Source organism: Mesorhizobium sp. P5_C1 (assembly GCF_054049815.1).
In genome coordinates, this window is sequence record NZ_JBFULQ010000592.1 from 1 (window position 1) to 3,194 (window position 3,194).

Consider the following 3,194-nt stretch of genomic DNA (forward strand, 5'->3'; position numbering starts at 1 on the left):
ATCCCATACCGGACTCTCGCCAATCTCGAGCCCGAAATCGATGCAGGTCTCGAACATATTGGTTGTTGTCGGCACGTCTATCTCCACCTTGCACTCCAGGACGTCGGCATCCGGTGTCATCTCGGAATTTGATATAGCAAAATTGCTGGGCTTGTCGACTGTCGATCTCCGCTGGGGCGGTCATATTTCTTGGAAAGGGGAGTTTTTCGGTGGGATTCTGGATAAAGCTACCCGCGGCGAGCGGTCTTGTACGTAGCCAGAAATCAGCGATTAATCTCCGGAATCGCTTAACAGGAAGGGGTTTCATCGCGAAACGCTCTGGGTCGCCGGGTGTGTGTCTTGTCGGCCAAAAAAGAGATTGACAGCCGTTCCTGATTGGCATTTATGATATATCAAATCAAGCCATCTGAATTGAATCAGGCGGACAACAAGGGGAATGAGCAATGATCAAAACAGCTGATATGCCCAGAACCGGGCGTGCAATCCGGACCATGCTTCTGTCGACCACGATGGCTGTGATGGTGGCCTCCTCGCTTGGCGGCGTGTCGGCGCAGGAGAAGCCGTTGATCATTGCGCGCAACCTGGCGGTCAACTCGCTCGATCCGGCGCGGACCTCCTGCGACACCTGCAATATCTTCCTCTATGCCGTCTATGAGACGCTCGTGCGCCTCGGCGACGACAACAAGACCATCAATCCGGCCTTGGCGCAGAAGTGGGAAGTCAATGGCGACAACACCGAGTTCACTTTCCACCTCAATCCGAAGGCTGTTTTTGCCGATGGATCGCCGGTCGAAGCCAAGGATGTGAAATGGTCATGGGAGCGGCTGACCAATTTGCAGGGCGGCATGGCCTGGCTGTTCGAAACGGTGAAATCAATCGAGACGCCGGATGCCCATACGGTCGTCGTCAAACTCTCCCAGCCCGACTCCGAATTTCTGGGAAAGGTGATTGCGCCATATGCTGGCATCGTGAACAGCCATGTTGCCATCGAGCATGGCGCCAAGGCTGGCAAGGATGACGCCGCCACCGACTCCGCCGAGCCCTGGTTCCTCGCCAATTCCGCCGGGAGTGGCCCCTATGCCCTGGAATCCTACAGCCCCAATGATGAACTGCGGTTCAAGCGCAACGCGGCCTATTGGGACAAGCCGGCTGCCATCGATGAGATTGTCATCAAGCAGACGAAGGACTCGGTTGCCCAGGCGCAGGTGCTGCAGAGTGGCGATGTCGACATCGCCATGCAGATCGCGCCCGACACCGCCAAGACGATCAACGCGCCTGGCGTTACCGTGGAGACTGTTCCGTCGTACAATTTCATCTACATGGCGATCAGCCCGGGAGCGAAATCCAACAAGGTGCCGATGGACGCAAAAGTCCGCCAGGCAATCGCCTACGCGCTCGACTACCAGGGCATTATCGACTTCACCATCGGCGGTGCCGGCAAGATGGTGCCGGTGGCGATCCCAAACGGGTTCCCCGGAACCGACGGTCTGCCGGTGCCCGTCCATGACGTGGAGAAGGCAAAAGCCCTTCTCAAGGAAGCGGGACTGGCGGACGGGTTTGACATCGAGTCCGTGTTTCCGAACGAGAATTACTATGGCGTCGACATGTCGACCTTGATGCAGCTCGTCCAGCAGGACCTGGCCAAGGTCAACATCCGGCTCCAACTGAAGCCGGTTACCTTCCCCGTCTGGTTGGACACCGTCAAAGGCGACGGGACATCGCTGACGGCATCCTTCTATGCGCCCGACTATTACGGCACCGACCAGTATGTGAAAACATTCGGAATGATCCCAGGCACGCGCTGGCTGAAGCGTTCGGGAGCGGATCGGGTGCAGGGCGTCACCAACATGAAGGAGAAGGAGCTGTTGGACAAAGCCGTCGCATCGCCCACCGAGGCGCGGGATAAGCTTTACAACGAGATCGCCCTGGAGATGATCAAGGATCGCGTCATCGTCCCGTTGGTCGGGCCGGACACGGTACTTGCCTACAGCAGCAAGGTGCAAGGCATGAAGTACAGCGTTACGTCAGTGCTGCCGTTGCAGGACCTCAGCATCAAGAAATAGCGCCGAGCCGCGGAGTGGCCTGATCGAGAGTTCGAATCCATGCAAGCCTACCGATACGTCTTTCGTCGCTTGATTGGGCTGCCGCCACTACTGCTTGGTGTTCTGACCGTTGCCTTCATCCTGTCGCACGGCACACAGGCCGATCCATTGTCGTCGATCCTGCCGGRGCGCCAGCTCAGCAATCCGGAGGCGGTGGCGGCCGCCAAGGCAAGGTGGGGGCTCGATAAGAGCCCGGTCGAGCAATACGTCCTCTATGTCAAGAACGTCGTCACCGGCGATCTCGGCATCTCCTTTCGCACCAAGCGGCCGGTTTCGCAGGATCTCCTGGCGCGTCTGCCGGCCACGCTTGAACTCGTCATCGCTGCCCTGCTTGTCGGGTCGGTGTCAGGCATTCTACTGGGCGTGCTGGCGGCCAGAATGCGCGACACGATCGWCGATCACCTGGTCAGGTTGTTCGCGCTGCTCGGCTCCTCGCTTCCCGTTTTCTGGTCGGGTCTGGCGGTGCTGTCGATCTTCTCCGTGCAGCTTGGCATCCTGCCGGGACCAGGCAGGCTCGATTCACGTTCCACGCCTCTCGATCCAATTACGGGATTCTATACCGTCGACGCGGTGCTGCACGGCAACATGTCCAGCTTCTTCGAGGCCTTGTCGCATCTGATCCTTCCGGCCGCTGTCCTCGGCTGGTCGATCACCGGCATTATCTCGCGGCTGGTGAGGGCGAGCATGCTCGATGTGCTCGGCCAGGACTACATCATGATGGCCAAGGCGAAGGGCGCGAGCAGCAGGCGCGTCCTCTTCCATCATGCGCTGCGCAATGCACTCATCCCGGCGATCACCGTGATCGGCTATTCCTTCGCTTTCCTGATCACCGGCGCTGTTCTGACCGAGACCATTTTCTCATGGCCCGGCATAGGCTCATACGCCGTGGATTCGGCGCGAGCCCTGGATTATCCGGCGATCATGGGCGTAACGATGCTTGGTGGCGCCGCGTTCCTGCTGACCAATCTCTTGACCGACCTTACCTACGTGCTGGTCGATCCAAGAATCAAACTCCAATAGGCGGCGAGATGGTCAATATCGTTTTCGCCCCGTTCCGGCAGCGCCGCCGCCGCCGCGACCTTTGGTCCGTGG

The 3,194-nt window shown here is 58.9% G+C and carries 2 protein-coding genes; both read left to right on the forward strand.

Going from position 1 to position 3,194, the window contains the following annotated elements:
* Window positions 1-443 precede the first annotated feature (443 nt).
* Window positions 444-2,063: an ABC transporter substrate-binding protein gene (locus ACXJ7R_RS28410; protein ID WP_457154725.1), complete on the forward strand. Its 1,620-nt coding sequence runs from the start codon at window positions 444-446 to the stop codon at window positions 2,061-2,063.
* A gap of 39 nt (window positions 2,064-2,102) precedes the next feature.
* Window positions 2,103-3,122, forward strand: coding sequence for an ABC transporter permease (locus ACXJ7R_RS28415; RefSeq protein ID WP_457154726.1), 1,020 nt, complete (start codon window positions 2,103-2,105; stop codon window positions 3,120-3,122).
* Window positions 3,123-3,194 lie beyond the last annotated feature (72 nt).

Bases quoted from the DNA above. Each gene is read 5' to 3' on its own strand.
- ACXJ7R_RS28410 (WP_457154725.1), top strand. From the start codon at position 444: ATGATCAAAACAGCTGATATGCCCAGAACCGGGCGTGCAATCCGGACC.